18 protein-coding genes are annotated in these 24,866 nt (G+C 49.7%); 11 read left to right on the top strand and 7 right to left on the bottom strand.

What is annotated here, in order from left to right; all coding sequences use genetic code 11:
- Nucleotides 1-48: 48 nt before the first annotated feature.
- Both A5320_RS10220 and A5320_RS10215 read right to left on the bottom strand, forming a co-directional pair.
- Complete coding sequence (locus A5320_RS10220) at nt 49-1,965, bottom strand: alpha-amylase family glycosyl hydrolase (protein ID WP_068064033.1); 1,917 nt, start codon at nt 1,963-1,965, stop codon at nt 49-51.
- Between the two features lie 143 nt (nt 1,966-2,108).
- Nucleotides 2,109-2,384 carry a hypothetical protein gene (locus tag A5320_RS10215; protein WP_068064032.1) on the bottom strand — a complete coding sequence of 92 codons (276 nt, stop codon included), beginning with the start codon at nt 2,382-2,384 and terminating at the stop codon, nt 2,109-2,111.
- A gap of 162 nt (nt 2,385-2,546) precedes the next feature.
- Here A5320_RS10215 and A5320_RS10210 point away from each other — a divergent pair, with 162 nt between their 5' ends.
- Together A5320_RS10210 and A5320_RS10205 are read left to right on the top strand one after the other, a co-directional pair.
- Complete coding sequence (locus A5320_RS10210) at nt 2,547-3,152, top strand: hypothetical protein (RefSeq protein ID WP_068064030.1); 606 nt, start codon at nt 2,547-2,549, stop codon at nt 3,150-3,152.
- Between the two features lie 207 nt (nt 3,153-3,359).
- Nucleotides 3,360-5,099, top strand: a complete 1,740-nt coding sequence (locus tag A5320_RS10205; protein ID WP_068064028.1) for a M28 family metallopeptidase — start codon at nt 3,360-3,362, stop codon at nt 5,097-5,099.
- A gap of 524 nt (nt 5,100-5,623) precedes the next feature.
- Here A5320_RS10205 and A5320_RS10200 read toward each other — a convergent pair.
- Nucleotides 5,624-6,208 carry a DUF2971 domain-containing protein gene (locus A5320_RS10200; protein WP_068064026.1) on the bottom strand — a complete coding sequence of 195 codons (585 nt, stop codon included), beginning with the start codon at nt 6,206-6,208 and terminating at the stop codon, nt 5,624-5,626.
- A gap of 653 nt (nt 6,209-6,861) precedes the next feature.
- Between A5320_RS10200 and A5320_RS10195 the strand changes: the two genes are divergently transcribed.
- The gene (locus tag A5320_RS10195; protein WP_068064024.1) at nt 6,862-7,494 is read left to right on the top strand and encodes a hypothetical protein; all 633 of its coding nucleotides are present in this window, start codon (nt 6,862-6,864) and stop codon (nt 7,492-7,494) included.
- A gap of 17 nt (nt 7,495-7,511) precedes the next feature.
- On the opposite strand, the gene A5320_RS10190 is transcribed toward A5320_RS10195, so the two are convergent.
- A complete protein-coding gene (locus A5320_RS10190; RefSeq protein WP_068064023.1) occupies nt 7,512-8,063 on the bottom strand; it encodes a YdeI/OmpD-associated family protein in 552 nt (183 codons plus the stop codon).
- 460 nt (nt 8,064-8,523) lie between these two features.
- On the opposite strand from A5320_RS10190, the gene A5320_RS10180 reads away from it, so the two are divergent.
- From A5320_RS10180 to A5320_RS10160, 5 genes are all read left to right on the top strand, one after another.
- A complete protein-coding gene (locus A5320_RS10180) occupies nt 8,524-9,231 on the top strand; it encodes a 3-keto-disaccharide hydrolase (protein ID WP_231916704.1) in 708 nt (235 codons plus the stop codon).
- Nucleotides 9,231-10,973 (top strand): GMC family oxidoreductase, encoded by a 1,743-nt coding sequence (locus A5320_RS10175; RefSeq protein WP_082971662.1) that lies wholly within the window; start codon nt 9,231-9,233, stop codon nt 10,971-10,973. The genes A5320_RS10180 and A5320_RS10175 overlap by 1 nt, the downstream gene beginning before the upstream one ends.
- A 1-nt stretch (nt 10,974) precedes the next feature.
- Nucleotides 10,975-11,760, top strand: coding sequence for a gluconate 2-dehydrogenase subunit 3 family protein (locus tag A5320_RS10170; protein WP_157605766.1), 786 nt, complete (start codon nt 10,975-10,977; stop codon nt 11,758-11,760).
- A 655-nt stretch (nt 11,761-12,415) separates the two neighbouring features.
- Nucleotides 12,416-14,101, top strand: coding sequence for a M28 family metallopeptidase (locus A5320_RS10165; RefSeq protein WP_068064018.1), 1,686 nt, complete (start codon nt 12,416-12,418; stop codon nt 14,099-14,101).
- Between the two features lie 77 nt (nt 14,102-14,178).
- Nucleotides 14,179-16,059: a putative bifunctional diguanylate cyclase/phosphodiesterase gene (locus A5320_RS10160; RefSeq protein ID WP_068064016.1), complete on the top strand. Its 1,881-nt coding sequence runs from the start codon at nt 14,179-14,181 to the stop codon at nt 16,057-16,059.
- Here A5320_RS10160 and A5320_RS10155 read toward each other — a convergent pair.
- Together A5320_RS10155 and A5320_RS10150 are read right to left on the bottom strand one after the other, a co-directional pair.
- The gene (locus A5320_RS10155; RefSeq protein WP_068064015.1) at nt 15,999-16,742 is read right to left on the bottom strand and encodes a hypothetical protein; all 744 of its coding nucleotides are present in this window, start codon (nt 16,740-16,742) and stop codon (nt 15,999-16,001) included. The genes A5320_RS10160 and A5320_RS10155 overlap by 61 nt on opposite strands.
- Before the next feature lie 92 nt (nt 16,743-16,834).
- On the bottom strand, nt 16,835-19,690 hold the full coding sequence (locus A5320_RS10150) for a M16 family metallopeptidase (RefSeq protein WP_068064014.1): 2,856 nt from the start codon (nt 19,688-19,690) through the stop codon (nt 16,835-16,837).
- A 228-nt stretch (nt 19,691-19,918) separates the two neighbouring features.
- On the opposite strand from A5320_RS10150, the gene A5320_RS10145 reads away from it, so the two are divergent.
- Genes A5320_RS10145 through A5320_RS10135 form a run of 3 tightly spaced genes read left to right on the top strand, consistent with a single transcriptional unit; the run spans nt 19,919 to nt 22,641 of the window.
- A complete protein-coding gene (locus A5320_RS10145) occupies nt 19,919-22,087 on the top strand; it encodes an intermembrane phospholipid transport protein YdbH family protein (protein ID WP_068064012.1) in 2,169 nt (722 codons plus the stop codon).
- Between the two features lie 11 nt (nt 22,088-22,098).
- A complete protein-coding gene (locus A5320_RS10140; RefSeq protein WP_068064010.1) occupies nt 22,099-22,290 on the top strand; it encodes a YnbE family lipoprotein in 192 nt (63 codons plus the stop codon).
- A gap of 12 nt (nt 22,291-22,302) precedes the next feature.
- Nucleotides 22,303-22,641 carry a YdbL family protein gene (locus A5320_RS10135; protein ID WP_068064008.1) on the top strand — a complete coding sequence of 113 codons (339 nt, stop codon included), beginning with the start codon at nt 22,303-22,305 and terminating at the stop codon, nt 22,639-22,641.
- 187 nt (nt 22,642-22,828) lie between these two features.
- Here the strand turns inward: A5320_RS10135 and A5320_RS10130 are convergent, their stop codons facing one another.
- Nucleotides 22,829-24,427 (bottom strand): S8 family serine peptidase, encoded by a 1,599-nt coding sequence (locus tag A5320_RS10130; RefSeq protein WP_068064007.1) that lies wholly within the window; start codon nt 24,425-24,427, stop codon nt 22,829-22,831.
- Between the last annotated feature and the right edge of the window lie 439 nt (nt 24,428-24,866).

Genomic DNA, 24,866 nt, shown 5'->3' with positions numbered 1-24,866 from the left:
TAGCGTCGCCGTCTGTGCGGTAGCTAACACAAGCGTGGGATTGGTTATTTATTTTCGCTGCAACACCACCGATCCCAAGGCCGGTAATTCGATGGTCAGGCTATGCTGCTGCGCCGGGTTGGTGCTCTGCTGTTGCTGGCTGAAGAGGTCAGTAAAAACTGCAGATGTTTCAGATAGTTGCCAGGTTTTGATTAAATCTGCCGGCAATTGCAGGTTAAAACTCACCGGCTGATCCGCAAAATTACTCACCACCAACAACTGTTGTTTATCATCAAATCGGGCAAAGCTTAGTTGTTGTTCGCTATAGCCTGGGCTTGTTAGATTCAGTTGATGTAATGAAACAAACTCGCCTTGCAGCGCGCTCGCTTCACTGCTGAATTTCAGCAATTGCTGATAAAAAGTGCGCAACGCAGTTTGCTCAGCGGTTAAACCACCGCCATCGTATTTGCCGCCATTGAGCCAGCCCTGATGTGCCGGCACACCAACGTAGTCAAAAATGCTGGTTCTGCTTGGCTTGCCAAAACCGGCATCTAAAGCACCGGCTTCACCCACTTCCTGACCAAAATACAACAAGGTTGGCGCTTTGCCGATCAAGGTCGACACCACCATCGCCGGTTGGCCTTTTTCGGCCAAGCCTGCAAATTCCGGGCTGGCGATCCGCTGCTCGTCGTGGTTTTCCAGAAACTTCAGCATATGTTGGTCGATATCAGCCACTTCCGCTTGTTTGGCCAGTACTTCAGATCCAGCACCTTTACCTTGCATCAGCCGCTTTAAGCTGTCGTAAAAGCCTACTTTGTCGTACAGATAATCCATTTTGCCGAGCTGCACATAATCGCGATATAACTGCGGCTGATATACTTCCGCCAACAGCAACGCATCTGGGTTTTGCAATTTGATGCTGCTATTTAAAAAGCTCCAGAATTCCACCGGCACCATTTCTGCCATATCAAAGCGAAAGCCATCAACGCCAAGCGCTAGCCAGTAGTGGGTAATATCGCGGAACTTTAACCAGGAATTGGGTAAATCTTTGCCTTGCCAGAAGGCGGCATGCGCCGCGTGGTCCTTGCTGGCGTAGTCGGTTGGTAAACGCTCAAAATCGTAGCTGCCGTCTGGTTTGACGCCGTAGTTAATTTTCACCGTTTCATACCAGTCGTTAAAATCGGGTTTGGCGGCGCGGGCACCATTGCCGGTCCATTTGGCTGGCATTTCGGCGAATTTACCGTCTTTCAGTGGATGTTTTTCTTCGCCAAGCGGGCTAAATTCGGCAGGAATATCTGGCAATTCAAAGGCTTGGCCAGGGACATAATAGAAGTTGTTGTGTTTGCTGTATGCAACTGTGGTGTTATCATCAGCGCCAAAATCGCGCACGCCGGCAGGTTTGCCCAGCGATTCATAACGGCGCGCCACATGGTTTGGAACTATGTCGATAACCACTTTAATGCCATGCAGATGTGCACGGTCAATCAATGCTTTAAATTCTTCGAGGCGTTTGGCGGGATCGACCGCCAAATCCGGATTCACACTGTAATAATCTTTCACCGCATAAGGTGAGCCGGCGCGGCCTTTAATCACATCCGGGTCGTCGGCACTGATGCCAAAAGCGCTGTAATCAGCGACCAGCGCATGGTGTGGTACACCGGTTAACCATAAATGCGACACGCCCATCGCTTTGAGGCTAATCAGCGCCGCATCGTTAATATCATTCAATTTACCAACGCCGTTTTGCGCCGCGGTGCCAAACCGCTGATTAGTGGTGTTGCTGTTGCCAAATAAGCGGGTAAAGGCCTGATAAACAACTACTTTTCCGGTTAAATTTGTGGGTTTCTCTGGGGTTGCAGCCGCTGTGCCAGTCGCCGCAGTGGAGATAGCTTGAGGTGCCGCCGGCTTGGTTTCGCTCGCTGGATTACATGCCATCAGCGTTAATGCTGTGGACGAAATGACAGTTAACCATTTGAATTTGTTCATTTATTGCGTTCATCGCTGACAGGTTTGGTTTTATGCTAGCACAAAGCCTACGACCAACGCCGATCCTGCATACGTTTGCATTGCAATCCAGGTTGCATTCCAGATAGTCATCCGCCTTGGTATCAACGCCGAGGCGCGGCTGGTTACTGGCTATATTGGTGATCAATGGCATAAATTTTATCGAGTAAATCGCGATTGGCGGGATGATCGGCTTCGGCAAAACTGACCTGACTTTCATTGGCTAGCACCAGCACCGCCTGTTGATAGCCAAAATAGACATGATGACCAAAAAAACTGACGGCAACGGCCAGGCCCTGCAGCTGATAGCCAATGCCAAAAGGCGTGTCGGCTATACGACCAAAATTTTCGGCTTTGGCAAAAATTCCCATCAATAGCCGTGGTGAGGGCAGGGCTGGCATGGTGACCGGGTCCGCTGGTATGAAGTAAATTCAGTATGGCTAATTCTACAGCTGCTGTCACCAATTCAGGGGAAGGTGTACGAAGTGGGTTCCGCAACTAATGCCTGATCTGAGGTTGCCGTGACAGACACAGCTGGTTATAGTCGGGAAAAAGGAGAAGTTATGAAATTTCATCGTACCGCTATTTTTACCAGTTTGATGTTGTTGTCGGCTGGGGCTGTTGCCCACGATCATGCAACGGCGCACGCTTTACCTACTGCACAACAACAATTTTTTGACCAGATTAAAGCCTATTGTGGCCAGGCTTTTGCCGGCAAACTGGTGAAAAGTAACGACAGCGACAAAGAGATGCTGAGTAAAACAATGGTGATGCATGTCCGTGAATGCAGCGATACCGAGCTCAAAGTGCCGTTTCACGTCGGCGACGATCATTCCAGAACCTGGGTCATTACTAAAATCAGCAATGGCCTGCGCTTAAAACACGATCATCGTCATCAGGACGGTTCTTCAGATAAAGTCACCATGTACGGCGGTGATACCGCAAACCCGGGCACTGCTAACAAACAGGCGTTTCCGGTGGATCAACATTCTAAAACCATGTTCGCTGCCAACAATATGAAAGCATCTTCCGGCAACACCTGGTTTGTCGAAATTATCCCCGGTCAAGTGTACCGCTATGGCTTAAAACGTGAAGGCCGTGAATTTGAAGTTGAATTTGATTTAACCAAACCAGTGGCCATGCCGCCAACGCCTTGGGGACATCAATAAGCGCTGCACTTGCTGAGCCTGCCGCAAAAGTGGCGGGCTGAGGTAAAGCCAGAGCTGGCTGCGTCAGACAGACTAGCCAAGCACTCCGGCGCTGCGTTACCATCGGCTTACCGCGTGGTCTGGCGACCAGAGAATGGACAACATTCAGTGCTGCCAGCTGCAACCGGCCATTCTAATAAAATTCGAATAACAACCACGGAGCTTTGAATGAAAGCGAATTTTTGGTTTTCAGGAACATCGCTGGCGCTGACCGCCTGCCTTGGCCTGGCTGCTTGTTCTGAGCCGCCTAAGCCGACTGAGCAGGCTGCTCAAACAACACCAGCAACACCAGCTGCCACACCGGCCGCAACTGCGACCACTGAAGCAGCAGCCACTGCCTTAGTCGACACTTTGATGAACCCAAAACTGGGCGAATACATCAAAACCTTATCTTCTGACGAATTTCAGGGCCGCGCGCCAGCCACCAAAGGCGAAGAGCTGACACTGGCTTATATCTCGGAACACTTTAAAAAAATCGGCTTAAAGCCACTGTCCGGCGACAGTTTTGTCCAGCCGGTGCAGTTGGTGCAAATTGACCCGAAAGAAGTCTCCAGCATGACGTTCACGGGCGAAAAAGCACCGGCGGAATTTAAATACCGTGAGCAAATGTTCACCTGGACCACCCGCGTCACCGAACTTTCAGAAGTGAAAGAATCTGACATGGTGTTTGTCGGTTACGGCATTGTGGCACCGGAATATAACTGGAACGACTACGAAGGCCTGGACGTCAAAGGCAAAACCGTGGTGATGTTTGTCAATGATCCGGGTTTTGCGACTAAGGATCCAAACCTGTTCACCGGCGACGCCATGACCTACTACGGTCGCTGGACTTACAAGTTTGAAGAAGCGGCCCGGCAAGGTGCGGCGATGGCACTCATCGTCCATGAAACCGATGCAGCCTCGTACGGCTGGCATGTAGTTGCCGGCGGCTCAGCCACCAAATTTGACCTGATTAACCCGAATAAAAATGCCGACCGCTCGGCCATCGAAGGCTGGGTAACCACAGAATCTGCGCAAACCTTGTTTGCCGGTGTGGGTGAAACCATTGATTCAATGCGTAAAAAAGCGCTGAGCAAAGATTTCACGCCGGTGCCACTGAATATCAAAGCTTCAGTCAGCGTGAAAAACAACGTGCGTGAACTGACGTCTGGCAACGTGGCTGGTTTTATTGAAGGCAGCGAAAAACCGGATGAAGTGGTGCTCTATATGGCGCACTGGGATCACCTGGGTGTTGATTTCTCTAACCCGAAAAACAAAGTGTTTAACGGCGCAGTCGATAACGCTTCCGGCACTGGCGGCCTGATGGCATTGGCCGAATATTATGCATCTCAGCCAAAACCAAAACGCAGCGTGGCTTTTGTCGCAGTGACTGCGGAAGAACGTGGTCTGCTGGGCTCGGCATGGTATGCGAAAAACCCATTGTTTCCGCTGAATAAAACCGTCGCTGGCATCAACATGGACGTGATGAATGTCCATGGTCCGATGAAAGATATGGTTGTCGTTGGTAAAGGCAATTCTGAGCTGGAAGTGATTTTAGAAAAATACACCAAAGAGCAGGGCCGGTATGTCGCGCCAGAGCCAAATCCGGCCGCAGGTTCATACTACCGCTCAGACCACTTCAACCTGGCTAAAGCCGGCGTGCCAATGCTGTACGCCAAAGGCGGTGTTGATAGCGTCGCCAACGGCAAAGAATGGGGCCTGGCGCAAGCGAAAAACTTCAACACCTGTTGCTACCATAAAGTAGAAGACGAATATAACGAAAACTGGGACTTGTCCGGCGCACAGCAAGATTTATTCCTGTACTACCGGGTTGGTCTCGAGTTAGCTAACTCTGAATCCTGGCCGAATTGGTATGAAGGGAAAGAGTTCCGCGCAGCGCGGGATGCTTCTCGGGCTGACGTTAAGTAACAGCGTTGCTGTTGCTTAATTTATTGTTTTTTATAAATAAGTAGGGGCGATAAGCGCAGCGCCATCGCCCAAAGTGCTTTCAAAGCCGGTTCATGTTTTCATGCACCGGCTTTTTTTATGTTGTGGGCAATCAACGGTTGCTCTACTGCATACACCCAAAAGTAGGGTGTACTCACCCGAAGGGTAGTACGCCACGGGGCCACCGATTTCGTTGATTAACAACTGCGTTGCGCGGGTTTCGCCTACGGCGAGTTACTTATTTTGCTTCGCCAAAATAAGTAACCAACAAAAGGCGACCCCGGATCGCTCGAAAGCCCGCAATAAAATCAACAGTTTGAGGCAACTGCGCAAACTCGCGATTTGCTAACGTCAAATCGCTCAAACAGTGCGCAGTTTTAAAACCTCAAACCGCCGATTTTAAAGCGGCTCGCTTTACGGGGATGAAGAGCACAAGCTTACTTTTGGATTTTTCACATTGGGTGTGAAGAGGAGCCTAATTTTGTTCTGCTCTGCGCCCACAATTGTCAGATTTCTGGTACAACAGTACCTTGATAATCATTAATTTTCATTTTTATTAGCTGTATATTAGGGGGTAAAATTTGCCTCAAGATTAGACTTCTTTCATGTGGAACCCTGGGGCCTAAGTATATTTTTTTGATTGGATTCGGGATCTGGAAAAATTCATCTTTACAGATTATCCTGTACTCTTCTTCATATTCCCATTCCTTAGTTTTGATTTCCAGTAAGTTTCTTTGTCCCTTCAAACTATCGCTTACATGAGTAAACATTGGACCAAAAGGGCTATAAACGATCTTTGCCAAATCTATATGATGTTCGGGAATGTCTATTTCAATGGCTATTCCTTTATGGCTCGATGCATAATGAGACCATAATAAAAAATTATCTATTGACTTAGACAGAGCGCAAATTCTCCATTCATCACGCTTGCCATTTACGTGATTATCAAAATCGCTTCCGAGAGATGAATAATACCTGCCTTCTAAAGGATCATTTAACGAACCCCATTTTGAACACCAGACTCTATTATTAAATACGATATCAAGAGACTGCCACAAGTCATCAATTGCACGGTATTTATATAGAAGCATGAAAAATTACCTTCAAATATTTTTTAAATTAAATATTATGCATATTTAATGCGATCGTAATAACTTACGCTATCTTAGTTTGGCTATGTTTTCAACGGCATGTTGCGTATAAATTAAATGAAACAAAAGATAGATTTTTTTATGACTCTGTGTGTAAAAACTCTCTAACTGTAAGTATATACCGCAGGAAATAAGTTATTTTTAATGGCGATTTCAAATAAGGAGTTTTGGGCAGCGCAAAATTAATCGTGATGTTATCTTCTTGCACAAAGCTACTTTCGACCCGCTTTTCCGCCCCGTAAAGCGAGCCGGGGGGGTGGCCGGTTTTGAGGTTTTAAAACTGCGCACTGTTTGAGCGGTTCGACGTTAGCGAACCGCGAGTTTGCGCAGTTGCCTCAAAATCGAGACAAACTTCCGGGCTTTCGAGCGATCAGGGGTCGCCTTTTGTTGGTTACTTATTTTGGCGAAGCAAAATAAGTAACTCGCCACAGGCGAAACGCTCTTAAAAGCAATCAAAGCAGCAGCTTTGCCATTCAGGCACTGCGCTGTGAGTTTCAAGTTTCAGCAACCGACTGATACACTATTCCGCATCTATCTATGCCCAAAAGGTCTCATCAATGCGCATATTCTCCCTACTATTCATCCTCTGTTGCATGCCCATATCGCTGACTGCCACTGAGCACGAAGACAAACACAAACACGAGCACAAACAGCACAGCTATGTCGGCAGCCATGGCATGGTGTTATTTGCTGCCGGAGATACCGTGCTGGCTTCACATCTACCGCTGTACCGGGCGCCGCATGATTATCAGTTGGTGTATCAGTTGGCATTGCCAGCGGCCGAACAGAAGGCAGTGCTGGCGTTATTAGGTGCTGGCCAGCAACTGACGCTGCTGCCGCAAAATTTTGATTTACGTCTGCTAATTGAAGGTAAGACTTTTGATATCGGTGCTGCGGTGTATCAGGGGCATTTTGAACGGGGTGGACGGTTATGGCTGGACAATATTCAGCTTACTTTTGCCCGCCAGTTATACCGTCGGCCGTTACAACAGCTCAGCATTGCTACGAACGCTCAATATGACGTGTTCAGTGTGGCGGGTAACCACTTTTTGCTACATCGCATCGCGGCTGCGCCTAGTTTTGATCAGATTTTACAGCTACCCCAGTTACCGCCAACGCCGGTCACTTTGGCTACTACTGACGGCGCAGCCACATTGCAGCTGCTGCAGGCGATGGGTATTTCTGCCAAGCAGCTCTATCTGGAAACCGCCGATCTAAGTCAGTAACAACACTAACAATAGTGCTAGTCCGCAGCTTTGGGCGCACAAAAGGCTTTGCTGTAATACCCTGAGGGGTCAAAACAACAAACCCGCCGCTGGCCGGAGCTGAGCTTGTCACAAGCCTCGAGGATCCGTTTCTGCCGGGTTTTGGCTTGTTTGGCTGACGTTACCCAGTGGATCCAGTCCAGCCGGGCGAGGGGAGTGGTGTCGTCCCAAACGGCCCGGGCGGCAGGCGCAGCTTGTAGCGCGTGATACAAATCCGCCGGAATTTCTGGTTCCGGCTCTTCTGCGACCGCCATAATTTCGAACCTGGCAATATCGCCGAAGTTTAAGCCTGCGGTTTTCAGTAAATCTTCGTTCAGCCGCAGCCAATGACTTAATTGTCCATCCGGCTCCAGCGTGGTCTGGAAGGCATGTCCGTTGATTGAACCTTCGATGGACGTCCTGCCACGCCTTGGAAGTTTGGCACTGGCGAATTCGGGCAAAACAACAAAAGCCCACAAATTATCACCCTCCGGATGGGCCGGACGCCGGAGTATTTCTTCAAACTGCGATGTTGTGTCTTGTTGGGTCATACCGAATTAATCCTTTAATAAGACGGCTCAGTAGCCAAAATCTGTCGCTTGCCATGACGATAATGATGTAGCCAAATTAGCTGTTTTTACCTTGGTGTTCAACAATACATCTGGCAATGCGGCGGAGCTGACCAAAGAAACTCGCCATAGCCGAGACCAGACCCACACACCAGTAGCACACAGCGGTATTAAAAAAATGACGAATTGGCAAAAGCAGCAATGGTACTTTGCACAAGTGGCCAAAGCGGCAAAAACGCATTAAATATGTAACGGGTTACATTCAAAATTAGCGCCCATCGTCCAGCCGCAAATTTCTGATAGCCAAAATGCCCGACAACGCATACAGTTAAACGCAGCCAGCGTGAATTACAGCTCAAAAATCGTGCTTTTGCTGCAATAATCAGGTCAGCTGAACCACCGTCTGCCGTCAGAGCAGAGTCCAACACCAAGGAGAACCGATTTGAAATTCATCAAACTCAGCCAACTCGCATCGACCATGCTGCTCGCTGCAACCCTCAGCATGCCTGCGCTGGCCGCAGATAATGTGCTAAATAATGAAGAAAAAGCGCAAGGCTGGCAGTTGCTGTTTAATGGCACCGATATGTCGCAATGGCGTAATTTCAAAAAAGCAGATTTAAGCGACAAATGGCAGATTGAAGACGGTGCGATGAAGCTCACATCCGGTGGTGGTGGTGACATTCTGACCAAAAAACAGTACCAGAATTTTGAGCTGCTGCTTGATTGGAAAATTGCCGAAGTTGGCAACAGTGGTATTTTTGTGCTGGTTGATGAAACCGGTAACACTATTTACGCCCATGCACCGGAAATTCAGATTTTGGACAACGAACGCCATTCAGATAACAAACTCGACACCCATAGATCAGGTTCGTTATACGACATGATAGCTTCACCACCGTCGTCGCATAAAAAGGCGGGTGAGTGGAATACCACCAAAATTCGGTTGCAAAACAGCAAGCTGACGATTTGGCAAAATGGCGTGCAAACGGCTGAAGTAACCATCGACAGCCCAGAATGGCATAAACTGCTGGCGGCCAGTAAATTTGTCAAATGGGAAGGTTTTGCCAAAGCCAAAACCGGCCATATTGGCTTGCAGGATCATGGTGACCAGGTCTGGTTTAAAAATATCAAAATTAAAGAGCTGAACTGATGAAAGACTTTGAAGCTGAAGTACTGGTGGTTGGCTCTGGTGCGGGTGGCGCCATGGCCGCTTATGAGCTAACCAAAGCAGGTCGCAAGGTATTGTTGCTGGAAGCGGGGCGTGATTATGACCCGAAAGCCGAGACCCCGATGTTTAAACGCAACGGTGAAGCGCCGTTGATGGGCGCGGGCAATAGCGATAAAGATTTTGGTTTTTATGACGCCACCGTCGACGGTGGCTGGCAGGTGCCGGACGAGCCTTACACCAGCGCTGAAAATTCGGATTTTATGTGGTGGCGGGCGCGGATGCTCGGTGGCCGCACCAATCACTGGGGCCGCTATTCTTTGCGCTTTAGCGAACATGATTTTAAAGGCAAAAGCCGGGATGGGCTTGGCGCCGACTGGCCGTTTGAATATAACGACATTGCGCCCTGGTACGATAAAACCGAAGCTTTAGTCGGAGTTTGCGGTACCAATACCGGGTTGGACGACATGCCACCCTCATCAGATGGCGTGTTACAACCACCGCCGCTGCCACGTATTCCAGAGCTGTTAGTAGCCGCTGCCGCGAAAAAACTCGGTATTCCAACAGCGCCGATGCACCGCGCCGTGTTAACCCGGCCGCTCGATAGTCGCGCAGCTTGTTTTTATGCGACGCCATGCGGTCATGGGTGTTCGATTGGCGCTGCCTTTCAAACCACCACGTCTCTTATTCCGATGGCCAAAGCCACCGGCAATTTGCAGGTGCTGACCGATGCCATGGTGAAATCTGTAGATGTCGATGACAAGGGCAATGTGGTTGGGCTTAGTTACATCGATAAAAAAACCGCCACCGAACACAAGCTTAGCGCCAAAGTGGTGATCCTGGCAGCCAGCGCCTGTGAATCAGCGCGGCTGTTATTGAATTCAAAAAGTGCCAAACATCCGAATGGGCTGGCTAATTCCAGCGGTCAGGTTGGCAAAAATATCATGGATTCCACCGGCGCCAATTTTGGTGCCATGGTGCCGGCGCTACAAGGGCGGCCGATTTACAACGAAGATGGCCATACTGCGAACCATTTGTTTATTCCGTGGTGGGGCCATCAGGCGCAAGCCAAGAAAGAGCTGAAGTTTCCGCGTGGTTATCACTTTGAACTGGGTGGCCGTTTTAGTGAGCCGGGCGCCAGTATTGATACCAGTCTGCAAGGTTATGGTAAATCACTGAAACAACAGGTCAAAAATAAATACGGTGCCTACGTGCATTTTGCTTTGCGCGGCGAGATGGTGCCGAACGAGCACTGTTATATGGATATCGACCCTTCAGTGAAAGATAAATGGGGTATTCCGGTGCCAAGGTTTCACTGGAAATGGTCCGAGCACGAATTGAATCAGGTGGAGCACGGTCTGCAAACGGCCAAGGCGATCCTGACCGAAATGGGCGCGACGGTGGGCGAACTGCCAACGCCGGAGCAGGCCATTTTAAAAGGCGGCCAGATCATCCATGAAGTGGGAACCACCCGGATGGGCGCATCGCCGAAAGACTCAGTCACCAATCAATGGGGCCAAACCTGGGATTGTCCGAACCTGTTTGTGATGGACGGCGGCGTGTTTGCCTCTAATCCGCATAAAAACTGTACTCTGACCATTATGACGCTGGCAATGCGCAATTCAGCCTGGCTGGCTGAGCAGTTGGCGACTGGCAGTTTAATGGCCGCTGTCACGCCACGTGCAACGCCTGTTTCAATGGATCTGTTAGCTGAAGGAGCAGTCTGAGATGACAAAAAATACCAAGCTGAATTCAGAAGAACCTGGCTATCAATATCAATCGGGCATGACCCGGCGTGATTCGTTAAAGCTATTGGCGGCGCTGGCCGCAAGTACCATGCTGCCGCTTTTGGCCGGTTGTGAAAAGCCGGCTGGTAATGTCGCGCCAGCGGTTCCAACGGCAGCCGCCACAACCGGTGAACACTGGCCTGAATTGCAATTAACGCCGATCGGCGGCAAAGGTTACGGCAAAGATCCAAACTTGATTATGCCGCCCAAATCGCCATGGCCGCTGACGATGACCGCCGCGCAGTTAACGTTGTTGGCCATTGTCGCCGACATTCTGATCCCACGCGACGGCCAGGTGCCAGCAGCGTCCGAAGTCAATGTGCCGGCGGTGGTGGACGAATGGATCAGTGCACCTTATGAGCGGCAACAGCAAGATCGCCCGGTCATTCTGGCCGCACTGACCTGGCTGGACGACGAAGCGACGATGCGTTACCAGGCGACCTTTGCCAAGCTGACGCCAGCACAGCGGCTGACGATAATTGACGATATCGCATATAACAATGAGCAAACGCCGCAGCAATTTAAGCGGATTGCCAATGCTTTCAGTCACCTGCGTGGCCTGGTGGTGGCTGCGTTTTTCGCCACGCCGGAAGGTACCAAGGACATTGGTTATGTTGGCAATGTGCCAATTGCCGGCGATTATCCGGGGCCAACGCCAGAGGCTTATGCGCATTTGAATAAAGTTTTGGCAGAGCTTGGGCTTGCGGAGTTTGCTTATAAAGCGTAATGGTTCTTTGGTAGCAAAGGGCTATTTTTTCCGATTTCCATTCGGAGTTGGTTTTAAAAGCGTTTCGCCGCTGGCGAGTTTCTTTCTTTTGCTTCGCCAAAAGAAAGAAACCAAAGAAAAGGCGACCCCGGATCGCTCGAAAGCCCGCAATAAAATCAACAGTTTGAGGCGCCGACAAAACTCGCGGTTCGCTAGCGTCGAACCGCTCAGACAGGTGTCGGCTTAAAACCTCAAACCGTCGATTTTAAAGCGGCTCGCTTTACGGGGGCTAAGAGCTGCTTACCAACGAAACCAAATTGTTCAAAGACATTCACGGTTTTCGAAATGTTGGTATTTAATACAGTCGAAATAAAATACTTTAGTTGCAATAAATACAAAGGAACTTCGCTTTTGGGTCCCCGTAAAGCGAGCCGGTGGTTTGGCCGGTTTTGAGGTTTTAAGCCAGCGCACTGTTTGAGCGATTTGACGTTAGCAAATCGCGAGTTCGCGCTGGTGCCTCAAAATCGAGACAAACTTCCGGGCTTTCGAGCGATCAGGGGTCGCCTTTTGTTGGTTACTTATTTTGGCGAAGCAAAATAAGTAACTCGCCAGCGGCGAAACGCTTTTAAAAAACAGTCACCGATCTGTAATCGGAAAACTAACGGAATTCGTGTCTATGAAAATTAATTCAAACACCAACAGCTGGAAGTTGCTGCTAACGGCAATGCTCCTGGTGCTATCTCCAGCAATATCAGCTGCCAGTTCTCAGCCAGAACAAACCACATTCAGCAGCAACTTCAGTAAATACTTCGAACAAGTCGCTTCCGACGAGCTGCAAGGAAGGGCACCGGCGACCGTCGGCGAAGAACGTACTGTGGCGTATATCGAGCAGAATTTTAAACGGTTGGGGCTGACACCTTTTGCCGACAACAGTTATCGCCAGGCGGTGCCGGTGGTGCAGATTGATCCGGTGGCGGTGTCGGCATTGACGTTCAGCGGAGACAAACTGCCAAAAAGCTTAGGTTATAAAACCCAGATGATGGCCTGGTCGACGCGGATGTTGCCGCAGATTGAGGTCAAGGACAGCGAGCTGGTGTTTGTTGGTTATGGCATCGTTGCGCCGGAATACGGCTGGAATGACTATAAAAATATCGACGTCAAAGGCAAAACCGTGGTGATGTTTGTGAACGATCCAGGGTTTGCCACTGGCGATCCGAAACTCTTTACCGGCAAAGCGATGACCTATTACGGTCGCTGGACTTACAAGTTTGAAGAAGCGGCGCGGCAAGGTGCGGCGATGGCGCTGATCGTCCACGAGACCGACGCTGCGGCTTACGGATGGAACGTGGTGGCGGGCACTAGCCCGATCCGCTTTGAGCTGGCGGATCCGAATAAAAACCAGCATAAAGCGGCGGTGGAGGGTTGGGTCACCACTGAATCAGCGACGCAGATCTTTGCAGCCTCTAATCAAACCATTGATTCGATGCGCAAAAAAGCTTTGGATCCAAAGTTTCAGCCTTTTGCGTTGAATGGCAAAGCCAATATCAGCATCAAAAACCAGATCCGCGAAATTGATTCCAGTAACGTGATTGGCTACATCAAAGGTAGTAAAAAGCCAGACGAGCTGGTGCTTTATATGGCGCATTGGGATCATTTTGGTCTCGACTTCAGCCGTAAAGACGACAAAATTTTTAATGGTGCACAGGATAACGCCGGTGGTATTGCCGGTTTGCTGGCGCTGGCCGAGAAGTTTCAACAAGGATCAAAGCCTGAGCGTTCGGTAGCTTTTATTGCCGTAACCGCTGAAGAACGTGGCATGTTGGGTTCGCGTTGGTACGCCGCCAACCCGTTGTTACCGCTGAATAAAACAGTGGCTGGTATCAATATGGACGTGATGAATGTCTATGGCCCGATGCGCGACGTGCAGGTGTTTGGCTACGGTGCTTCTGAACTGGAGCCGATGCTTGATAAATACGCCAAGGCGCAAGGGCGTTATATCGGGCCAGAGCCAACGCCGGAAGATGGTTTTTATTACCGCTCTGACCATTTTCAGTTAGCCCGTTACGGCGTACCGATGTTGTATGCGCGGGGCGGCGTTGACAGTTTTGCTCATGGCAAAGACTGGGGTTTGGCGCAGCGACGCGATTACACCAGTAATTATTATCACAAAGTAAATGATGAATTTAACCCGGCCTGGGACCTTCGTGGATCGCAGCAAGATTTGTGGTTGTATTATCAAGTCGGGCAAGAGCTTGCCAATTCCAGGCTCTGGCCAAACTGGTATCCGGGCAAAGAATTTAAAGCAGCTAGGGATGCGTCACAAGGCATGTCAGGGACCAAGTCACCAGATACGGAAAAATGATGGAAAAATCCGCCATAGCCTTGCAATCGACTATCTTTATCAAATCGCCGAAAATCTGTAGTTGGTTGTTATAGGTTATGCTGGAAAAACTCTCTTCGTTATCGGGATCGTCACAGGCGCTGCAACAATTGCAGGATCTCCGTACCCGCCGTTTATTACAAATTATTACTATCTCGATGTTAGGGTTATTGATTGCGCTGCTTCTGGTGAACGGCGCGACCAAACTATTGCTGCTTGCCGGTTCATTGGCACTCTGTTGTGCTGCAGCCGCCGCTTTTTATCAACGATCGTTGCTGGCGGCCTATTTATTGTTGTGGTCGATGGTGTTGATGTTATCGGGGCTGGCTTGGGTTGCCGGTGGGCTGAGGGACATTGCGGTGCTTGGTTACCCCGGGGTGTTGATTTACGCGGCACTTTTTGGCAGCAGTATGCTTTTTGTGTCATTGCTGCTGTTTATTATCGCATTTTGTGCGCTAATGGCCTGGGCCACCATGCAGGGTTTGCTGATCCCGCAGATACCAGTGGTCAGTTGGAACACTGTGGTGTTTATTGGGGTGATTTTACTGATCACCGGTTTTAGTGTGTACCTGATGACCAAAGATTTACGCCAGTTGATGGATTCGTTGCAACGGGAAAACGAGCGGGTGCGCAACAGCCAGGCAGAAATTGAACGGCTGGCGCACCATGACCGCCTGACTGGCTTACCGAACCGGATCTTGGCAGAAATTATTTATCAGCAGCTGTTACAGCATTGCCGGACTGAGGATTTACGGCTGGCGGTATTGTTTTTGGATTTGGATAATTTTAAGCCGGTGAACGACTCGTTGGGTCACACCGCCGGCGATCTGGTGTTGCAGCAGCTTGCCGCTCGTTTACTGGCGCAAATGCCGGAAGGAGCGATGTTATGCCGTTTTGGCGGGGACGAATTTCTGGCACTGGTGCCCACCGATGCCGATGACAGTAAATTGTCACTACTCGCCAAAGCGATGATTAATCAAACCTGCAGCCCCTTTTTGGTGATGCAAACCCATATCGAAATTTCCGGATCTGTTGGCATTGCCGTGGTGCCGCGCGATGGGGTGGAATTTAACGTGTTGTCGAAAAAAGCCGACATGGCGATGTATAAAGCCAAAAGTGACGGCCGCAATACCTGGCGTTTTTACGATGAAGAAATCGATAAAGCCAATATCGACAAATTTAACCTGTTGCAGCAAATCCGGCTGGCGCTCAAGGAACAACAGTTTCAGCTGTTTTATCAGCCAAAAGTCGATTTGGCCAGCGGTGTGATCACCGGTGCTGAAGCGCTGGTGCGTTGGCCACAAGCCGATGGCTCGGTGATTAGTCCGCTGGAATTTATTCCGCTCTGTGAAGAATCGGGGCTGATTGTAGAACTTGGCCACTGGGTATTACAAGAAGCCTGCCGGGCTTGCCAGCGTTGGCAGCAGCTGGGGTACAACGGTATTACCGTGGCAGTAAATTTATCGTCTGTGCAGTTTCGTGATGGCATGCTGGAGCAGTCAGTGCAACAAGCACTAAAAGACGCTGGTTTACCCGCGGCAGCGCTGGAACTGGAGCTGACCGAATCTTTATTAATTGGTGAAGCGCTGAATATTCAGCAGCAACTGGATCAACTCAGCAGCCTTGGGCTGACCTTTGCCATCGACGACTTCGGCACCGGTTATTCTAATCTTGGTTATTTGCGCCGATTTAATGCGACGACTCTGAAAATTGATAAGTCCTTTATCAGTTCGTTGTGTATGTCTAAACGTGATGAACCGCTGGTGCAAGCCATTGTGCAGCTGGCGAAAAGTCTGGGCCTAAACACTGTGGCCGAAGGGGTGGAAGACGCCCAAACCTTACAGAAACTGCAGCAGATGGGTTGTGATGAAGCACAGGGTTATTTCTGGTCGCCGCCGTTACCGGAAGCTGATTTTATTCGTTTTTTACCTTCACTCTGACGTCGCAGTTGCTCGGTTAATGCCGGGATCAGGTGCTGATGCCGCTGATGGACAAAATGGAACAGCTCTTCTGCTGCCAACACGTCCGGCAGCCTTGTCAGATTGGCGCCTTGTTCGTCACCGGCGGTTGCTTCGTGCAGTGACTGCAAGTCCTCCAGTAACAGGTCAATCTTGTTTTGCTGTAACATTTGCACGGCCTGACCCGGCGTGTTCACCATCGTTTTGTGGCCTGCCACTTCGTATAGTTCAGCCATTTTAAAACCCCGGACAAAGCCGATCCTTAAAGTTGCATCTTGCTGCCACAAGCCAAATTCATGTTCCCGGCCGGCCTTCACAAAGGCATAGAGTTGAACCTGAGCCAGCGGCACCGGCACTTGCAATAGCTGTGGATAGTGCTGCCCAACGGCGGCGATGCGGAACAATTCACCGTCGAATTTGCCCTGACTACTCATTTTTAATGAACGTTCGGCAGGCAGATATTGAATATTGAGCTGATAGCCAATGGCACGATAGGCCTGGGTTAATTGCTGTTCGATCTGGATGGTCAGCGCTGTCTGGTTCAGACTGGCTGTCACCGTAAAAGTGGGTAGTTGCTGCGCGTTTGCAACTTGCAGTAGATTACTAAACCACAACCAAGGCAGCAGTACAGCACAGCCAATGTTGACTTTGTGTAGTCGGCGCAAGTGGCCTCCGGTGCCAGCTTCGTTTTCCTAAAGTTAGCACAAGAAATAGTTGAGGGCAGCCAAAGCTGCCCTCAATTTCAAAACCAGCCGAATTACAGTTTGTAATCTTCAACCGCAAAGCCAAGTGCTTGCAGCTCAGGACGCAATTTTTTCGCGTCGCCAACCACCACAATCGACATTTCTTTGCTGTTCAGATGCTTTTTCGCCAGCGCATTAATTTCTTCTTTGCTGATGCTGGCCACAATCTGATTACGCTCTTTGACAAAGTCCGGTGACAGATTGTGTTCCAGAATTTGCGCCATAAAACCAAGTTTGGCATTGGGTGTTTCATACTTCAACGCATCGGCCTGATTGATGGCCTGGCGCATAAAGTTCAGCTCCTGGTCCGTGATGCCTTGTTGCTGATAACGGTCGATTTCAATTAAGAACTCTTTGAGGGATGCTGCGGTTGCATCAGCGCGCACTGCCGCCTGCGCGGTGTAAACGCCTGCGACTTTATCTGCAGCAAAGCCAGAGAACGCGCCGTAGGTATAGCCTTTTTCTTCCCGCAGATTCAGGTTGATCCGGCTGTTAAAGTTACCACCCAGCACAAAGTTCATCAGTCCGGCGCGATAAAATTCGCCGGTGATATCTTCAGTGATGCTGCGCTTACCAATGCGAATTTCTGATTGTGGCGCATCTGGCTTGTCGACCAGATAAATAGTGCCGGCTTTTGCCACTGGAGTTGGATTGGCAACATTCAGCGCCGGAGCTTTGCCTTGCCACTTTTGCAATGTTTTGCTCAACAAAGGTTGCACTACAGTTTGAGCAGCATCAGAGACTACGATCAACTGGCTGCCAGCCGGTTTAAAGTTTTGCTGATAATAAGCTTGCAGATCGGCTGGAGTCAGTTTGCTGACAGTTGCCAGAGTGCCTTGACCGTTAAAACCCATAATATGGTTACCGTACATCAGTTTCCGGTAGGCTTGTGCTGCCAGGAAACCAGCATTTTTCTCAGCATTTTGCAGACCTTGTAAGGTCTGTTGCTGGACACGGCTGAAATCCTGAGCGTTAAATGCCGGATTAAGTAACTTTTCTTCCAGTAGTGCCAGAGTTGCCGGCAGATTTTTGGTCAGACTAGACACAAACACCGTCAGGTATTCGGATTCCGCGCCGAACATGATTTCGCTGCCCAGTTTCTCCAGCGCTAAGCTCATTTGTTCTGTGCTGTAGTTTTTGGTGCTTTCGTTCATCAGTCCAGCGACCATTGTAGAAATACCAACTTTATCCGCTGTTTCGTAATAGAGACCACTTGGGATTTTCAACAGCAATGAAGTGGTTGGGGTTTCTGTGGTTTGTGCACCTAACACCGCGATGCCATTGCTTAGATCACTGCGCCAGGTTGCCGGTAAATCAACAGCCGGGTTCATGCCTGCTTTAGGCTGCACACTACGGTCAAAATTATCAGTGGCACGACGGGCTTGTAAATCTTCGGCTTTGGTCGTCGAAGGACCACCAAAATCATGGGCCACCGGTTTAAAGTTGTCAGCGCGGGCAATCATCGCTGTTTTGCCTTTTGGTACCACGCTCATCAGCACCGCATGTTTGCCTTTAATGTACTGGTTATAAACACGTAACACATCGGCTTTAGTGACAGCGTTATAACGGGCAATATCATCGGCGACCTGATCCGGCTGGCCGAAGAATGTTTCGCTATAAGCCAACTGGCTCACTTTGCCCTGCACACTTTGCAGACCAAAAATGTTGGCCGCTTCCATTTTCGCTTTCACTTTATTCAGATCGTCATCGGTGACACCACGTTGTTCAAATTCCAGCAAACTGTCGCGGATCACTTTTTCGATGTCGGCCAGGTTTTTGCCTGAAGCCGGGTGTGGCAATGCTAACAGGGTGAAATTACAGGACAGTTCCATACAACGGTGGTTCACTTGTGCCTGCACAGCCATTTGGTTTTTCACCAGGTTTTTGTATAACAGGGAGTTGTTACCACCACCTAAAATTTCCGACAGGATATCCAGTGCCGCTTCGTCCTGATGCCAGGCGTAAACCGTTGGGTAGGTTACATACAACAACGGTAAATGGACGTTATCTTCCATTGAAATGTAACGATCTTCGCTTAATGTCAGCAATTCTTTAGGGGCTGGTGTGACTTCAGGGCCGACCGGGATCGAGCCAAAGTATTTTTGCACCAGTGGCAGAATTTCTTCGGCTTTCACCGCACCACCAATGGTCAAAGTGGCGTTGTTCGGACCATACCAACGCAGGAAAAATGCTTTAACATCATTGACGTTGGCGCGGTTTAAGTCGTCCATCCAGCCGATCACCGGCCAAGAATACTGGTGTAAATCCGGGTACAAAGCCTGTGATACCCGCTCATATAACCGGCCATATGGCTGATTATCGACGCGCTGTCCGCGTTCGTTTTTAACAGTTTCACGTTGCACTTCAAATTTTTTCTCGGTCACGGCGTCCAGTAGGAAACCCATCCGATCCGATTCCAGCCACAATACTTTTTCCAGTTGGTTGACCGGGACTGTCTGGAAATAGTTGGTGCGGTCCGAGTTGGTGGTACCATTCATAGTGCCGCCGGCCTCGGTGATGATTTTAAAATGCTCTTCATCGTCGACGTTTTCTGAACCCTGGAACATCATATGTTCAAAAAAGTGGGCGAAACCCGATTTACCGGCTTCTTCCCGCGCGGAACCTACATGGTAAGTTACATCGACATGCACCAGCGGATCTGAACTGTCTTCATGCACAATCACCGTTAAACCATTGGCCAGTTTGTATTTTTTATGTGGAATGGCCAGACCGGTCGTTTGGCTTTGGTCTGCGACTAAGCTGATCCCGGCAGGCAGTGTCACTGCAGCTGGCGTTGATTGTGGGCTGTTGCATGCTGCAAGACTGGTTGCAAGCATCACCGCGATGGCAATTTTATGTAATTTACGCATGAGGGTTCTCTGGTAATAATTAATTAACAATCGAATGGCCATTTAAGCATGTCCCGATGTTATCGTGCCAGTACAATATGTAACAAATTGCAACACAGATTGTGCATCCGGCCAGGTTCAAGGCGTGCATTCACACAGTACAGATTTTAAGCTGATTCATTGCAAATTCAGTCAGATGCGCCTAGCGTCTGTATACTCAGATAGGTTTCTTCAGGCAAGGTAACAGCGTTGGAAACGTTAAAATCCACTGACATTCAATGGCTTAAAATACTTCGCCGCACTTTTGTTACTTTGGTGCTTCTGATAGTCGTGCTGGTTTTGCTGTTGTTGCTTGGTTATCAGTTACTGCCTGTCCGGCAATTACAGTGGTCGGGTATTGCAGTGAGTTGGCAGCAGATCCGGTTAGCAGAAATGTCGTTGCAGACCGGTAAGGGTGAACAGTGGTGGGATGTACAAATCTCCGGGCTTGAAATTGGCTGGCGTGGCTGGCCTTTGCCTTCTGTTCGCGCGCAACAGCTGCAACTGGCTCCGGTGATGAATGTCGCCGATCAAACACCGACTGCATCGCCTGCAGCTACCGGGACGGTTCCCGCTGAGTCCCCAACCGCAGAAGCAGACAGCAACACCAGCACCAAATTCCAGATCCCGCAGTTCCCGGAGCTAAACGTTCCAGTGTGGCTACCCGGACGTATCGAAATACCGCACTTGTTATTGCAATTGCCTTGTCAGACCCGGAAGCAGTTGTGCCAGTTGCAGGGCGCGTTGCTGACGTCCCGCGAAGCCAGCAAGCATGTCATTGATTTACAACTACAGGGGGATGGCCAGCAAGTTCAACTGCAGATGAACTTACGCACGCAGGAACAGCGACTGGCACAATTAAATATCAGGCAGCTAAACCTGCAGCTGGATGTGAAGGCATTGGCAGCTGCCGGTTGGATCCAGGGGTTACCGGCCGGGCTGGTGCCGGAAAATATTCAGCTGCAGTTGTCCGGATATTGGCAGACGGATGAAGTGCAGTTGACCTTATTACAACCCTTGGTGGTCGCTTTTAGTTTTTTAAGTCCGGCGGGCGAAGCGGCACAGTTGCAGCTGCCGGCGGCACAGTTGCAACTACAAACCGGTTCTTTGCAATGTGCTGGTGCACACTGGCAACAATGTCAGTTGCAACTGGACGCTAAAGCTGAAGTGCAGAAGTTACAACATCCGTTACTGAAAACAGCTGACTGGCAGTGGCAAGGCCAGGCGTTTGGGCCGCTGACGGCACTGCAACTGAGTGGAACTATCCAAAACCAACAGGCGTTGAAAGTAACATATCAGGCTACTTCGTCACCCACTGCCATTTCGATGCGGTGGCAGCTGGCAGATTTATTTTTTCTGGCCGGAAATCCATTGCAAATTACCCGGCTGTGGCCAGAGTTGCTGGAGTTACAGCGTGGAAAAATTTCCGCTGAAGGTGAACTGCAGTTGCAGTTACCGGGCGGGCAGCTCAACCAGCTGCGGGTAAATGCAAAGTTAAACGAACTGGCCGGTATTTATGATCGCACCGCATTTGCTGGTTTAACAGTACAACTGTTGCTCGAAGCTGATCCGCGATCTTTTACCCTGCAACTGCCAGAGTTGGGGTTGCGGCAATTGAATCATGGTTTTCAGGCCGGGCCGGCGCGATTAGCCGCACAGTATCGGGCGGACTGGTCAGCACCTGCCAGCGGTGATGTCAGGCTGGCTCAGGCACAAATCGGTATGTTTGGCGGTCAGCTCGCCTTGGGCGAAACGCAGTTTAACCTGCAGCAACCGAACATAGAATTCCGGCTGTTGGTGCGGCAAATGCAGCTGGCGGCACTGTTAAAACAACATCCGTCCGGGCAGTTGTTGGGCGAAGGCGTGTTTAGTGGCACCGTCCCGCTGCGTTATCAGCGAACACCGCCGGCTTCTGGAACTGCAGTGTCGTCCAAAGCGACTGCAGCATCGCTAGCGCAGTGGCAAGTGCTTGGCGGCAGTTTGCAGGCTGAAGCACCAGGCGGACGCTTGCAATATCAATATCAGCCAGTGCCCGGACAAAAAGCATCGGGGATGGATTTAGCCTTTGAAGCACTCAGTGATTTCCGGTATCAGACGCTGGCCAGTACCGTGGATTTACAGCCAGATGGTAAGGTGTTACTGCAGGTGAAGTTACATGGCTTTAATCCAAAACTACAACAAGGCCGACCGGTGCATTTTAATATCAATGTCGAAGAAGATTTACCGGCTTTGCTCACCAGTTTGCAATTGAGTAGTCAAATCAGTGACAAAGTTCGGCAACGGATCCAACAAAAAATTCAGCAACAAAATCAGCAAAAAGCTAAGCAACAAAATCAGCAAAAACCAGCCGCGAAACCGGCATCAGAAAAATCGCAGTGACAGGAGGAATTATGCAATCAACCAGCAGCATTGCCATTGTTTTCGGGCTTTGTACACTCATCGCCTGCACGCCCACAGTGCAGGTCGCGATGCCCAGTGAACCGATTAATATCAATTTAAATGTGAAAATTCAGCACGAAATATTGATCAAAGTGGACAAACAACTCGACCATCTGCTGGATGAATCCAGCGGCTTATTTTAAGGAGCGCCTAGCATGAGAAAAATAATCGGTTTAACTGCAATGTTGCTGTTATTGAGTCAGCCGCTGCAGGCGATGGATTTACAGCAAGCGATGACGGCGTTGCCTACCGCCAAAGCTCAGGGACTGGTTGGTGAGCAACCGGATGGTTATCTGGGGGTCGTTAAAGCCAGTGCCGACACTGCAACGGTGGTGCAATTGATCAATAACGCAAGGCGTAATGAATACCAGAAACTAGCGACTGCCAATGGTCTGCAGCTGGCCGATGTCGAAGTAATGGCTGGGCAGAAAGCACTGGACAAAACTCAGAGCGGGCACTTTATTTTGCGGGATGGTCAGTGGCAAAAAAAATAACAATACCAAGTGGGTCAAAAAAACAGCGACTCCAGCTGGAGCCGCTGTCAAACAGGTTTGCTGTCCGCAAAATCATTAAAAGTGCTGGTAGGCGGCAACTGAATGTGACCCCAGCAGCATAGACATCCTATGTGACTGGGGCCAGTGTGGCTGCCAACACCCCTGCTACTTCAAGGATGACGGGTCATTAGTACTGGTAGCTGAGTGTCACACCACTAAAAGCGGTATAACCACGGATCCCAACATGCCAATTACCGGCTTGTGGATTATTGATAGTGCAGACTTCATTGTTGCCGTTCAGATAAGGCCGGCAGTTATATGTGCTGGTGGTCGGTGCCGCACCAAAGCGGACATACAAGTCAGCATCACCAGTACCGCCGGCAATTGTAAAGGTCACTTTGGTGACGCCAGCCGGAATAGCGTAAGACCCTTGTAACCATTGTCCTGCAGAGCCTGAAAGATTAGGGAAGGTTGCGCCACCACCTGGAGGGGTAGTGCCGCCACCGCCGCTACAGCCGTTGTTGGTGATATCGTCGACTGCCGCTTTCGCCTGCACAATACCAAAACCAAAAGAAGTGTCGCGGCCAGCAGTACCACGGTCTTGCGCAGTGCGGTTTAAGGCGCTGCGAATTTGTGGCGCGGTACATTGTGGGTGGTTACTCCACACCAGTGCGGCAACAGCTGCGACGTGTGGTGATGCCATTGAAGTACCGCTGATGCTGTTGTAACCGCCGTTGTTCCAGGTTGAGTTGACAGCCACACCAGGGCCTGCCAGTTCAACCTGCGCGTTACGCTGTGAGAAACTGGCGAGATTACGGCTTGAATCTACGGCTGCAACGGACACCACAGCATCATAAGAAGCAGGGTAGGACAGGCTGGTATTGCCTGCGTTACCGGCAGCGGCGACTAATAACATGCCACCATTGTAGAAGTTGGCCATGGCGGTTTGTTCGGTGGTGCTGGAGCTACCACCACCCAGACTCATATTCACTACTTTGGCGCCGGCATCTTTACAGGATTGAATCGCCTGGATCAGATTGGATGCAGTGGTCCAGTTGCCTGAGTTATTGAAAATTTTCACGATATGCACACCGGCTTTGGCCGAAGGCAGTACACCGATGACACCGTCGGCATTGTTAAGTGCCACCATCGTACCGGCGACGTGGGTACCATGGCCGTTACCATCGCTGTTCCAGGTTCCGTGCCCGGAGAAGGCAAAACCACTAACGCCGGTATTCGGCAGATCAGCATGGCTTAAATGGTAACCAGTATCGATGACACAGACTTTAGTGTTTGTGGCATTGACATCACTGACCAGGTTGGCCTGTACCATGGTAATACCGTAAGGCGTGGTTTGGGCTTTGATTGAAGGCACATCCAGAATGTAGCGTTTTGGATCCACTTCAACATATTGGACAGCAGGATCATTTTTGAACTGTGCCAGTTGCGCTGGCGTCAGTTCCACGACGCTGGCGTTCACCTGTTGCAGATGCATCAGCGCATCTACATTGTATTTACGGAGCAAGCGGTTGGCTTTTTGAGTTGAAAATGCCACGTTATCTGCGACACCGGCTTCGATAGACGATGAACTGGCATCCAGCTCTGCCATCGAATTGTCATTTTTATACTTCACGATATAACGGGTTTTGGTGTCATCACTCAGATCTATCGGTGTAACCTGATCGAAGTCATGGTCAGCGATTGCTTGTGCAACAGCCATTGAAGCGGTAGTTAAAGTAAAGACAGCGGTGACGCCAAGCATGGCAAGTTTGGTCGAATTTTTCATTATAGTTACCTTGGATTATTATAATTACCTTGGATTATTGAAGTAGTCCCTGCTAGTTTTTTGCATCCTGCGGCGCCAAACTTAGTCCTTGGAATGTCAAAAACTTCATATTTTTGTGATAAAGACTTTATAAATTTCTTTATTAGTAAATTCTGCATTAAAAATCATTGCTTAAAAATCAACCGTTGCCACAGGCGAAAACCAAACCAATCTGCTTGATCGATCCGCATCTGAATTTTTCGTGGACTTGCAATTTTTGCAGGGTTCATGGCCGGTATTCGTTTCTGCTATTCGTCTCCGCAGTTTATTACCGGTTTTGGTGCCAGGTGACTGAGTGTCCGTTCCACAGTTGCGGACAGTCCGGCTGTCCGCGGACAGTTTTCAATGGCGTCGCTATGTCATAAAATCCATATAAAACAATAGGATAAATTATTTTCTG

The organism is Rheinheimera sp. SA_1 (genome assembly GCF_001669775.1).
GTDB lineage: Bacteria > Pseudomonadota > Gammaproteobacteria > Enterobacterales > Alteromonadaceae > Pararheinheimera.
Note: the sequence above shows the minus strand (reverse complement) of the source record. Positions and strands in the feature narration are given on the sequence as shown.